Below are 1,302 nucleotides of genomic sequence, written 5' to 3' on the forward strand. Positions count from 1 at the left end.
AAAAATGTCAAAGGCATGGGGGATAATATCTTTTCTCAAATTAAAACCTTTGGCAAACAGCTTGACAATCTCCGGCCGAGTAAGATTCTATCGAATTCAGCAGACGCTCTAAGTGATGGCTTACGCCATGCGGATAATGTTCTAGGTGACGCGGCTCAGAGATTTAGTTTAAACTCCCTAGAACAACTACAACCAGTGACAGGCTCTATTCCATTTGAAGGAGGGAAGTTATCTCATTTAGCAGATAATCTCAGTGCTTTTGCGAAGAATCTAGATGGTAGTGTAGAGGAACTTTCAGAAAATACAGTTAAGTTTTTTGAAAAACCTCTTTCTACTATTGACAGATTTAATGAGATAGATATTGTTAGTTATGCGGAAACTATGAAAAAAAATTATACAGAAATTGATGTTGCTAAATTAACTGATTTAACAACACACAATACAGAATCAAAGACCGCCTTACTTGGTTATTTTCAGCCTAATAGTGTAACTTCTTATGAGCAAGTGGCTCATGCTAATGGCTGGACTTACTTTGATGCTGGAAGTAATGGCTGGAACGCAATGTGGAAAGTGGATCCAGACTTAGCTTATAAAGTAAATGATGAATTCTTGCTAAAACAGATTCAGGAAGGAAAGAATTTTATATTGAGTTCCAATCCAGAAACTGCAGATTTTGTATTTCATACGACTGGTAAAGGGGAATCATTTATGAACGAAATGAATATTCTAAGAGAAAATGGATATAAGTTTGAGAATTTCGGAAATATGTGGAGGGCTTATAAATGAGCGAAGTATACTTGCCTACAAGAGATAGTTTGGGTTATCAGAATGTCAAACAAGCTTTAGAGAAAATTTTTTCGATTGATCTTGATACAATTACGATTAATGAAGGAGATGATGAAAATTTTAATTTTCCGTTCACGTATAATGGTTATCATATGACAATAGGTATTTCATCAACCGGTAAAAATACGCAATTGGAAGCCGGAGAGGGTGGCTTATTTAACATTTGGTTCACTCGAACTGATGAACAGAGATTTTCAATCACTTTTTTATCCAAGGTTATTGATGATAAGAGTATAAGAAGAGTGTATGGACGTGATGAAGAATCAGTCGAACGGACTTTGAATATATTGAAAGACTTTCTAAATTCAGATAAAGCGGAAGTTCTATTGAAGAATTGAATTAATGTTTAGATTTTGTCACGGTGGTGGTGGATCTAACGAAATCACCATGAATCCTGATGAAATGCATACAATCATGCGTTACATCGCCAATATTGAAATTTCATTTCAAAATAAC

General features: G+C 34.9%; 1 protein-coding gene and 1 pseudogene. Both read left to right on the top strand.

Going from position 1 to position 1,302, the window contains the following annotated elements:
• Window positions 1–786: pseudogene (locus tag MK385_RS09780) on the top strand (hypothetical protein); the annotation flags it as partial.
• The gene (locus MK385_RS09785; RefSeq protein ID WP_042769243.1) at window positions 783–1,184 is read left to right on the top strand and encodes a hypothetical protein; all 402 of its coding nucleotides are present in this window, start codon (window positions 783–785) and stop codon (window positions 1,182–1,184) included. The pseudogene MK385_RS09780 and the gene MK385_RS09785, both read left to right, overlap by 4 nt.
• The last annotated feature ends 118 nt before the right edge of the window (window positions 1,185–1,302 follow it).

Source organism: Streptococcus oralis (assembly GCF_026782125.1).
GTDB classification, from domain to species: Bacteria; Bacillota; Bacilli; order Lactobacillales; family Streptococcaceae; genus Streptococcus; species Streptococcus oralis_CE.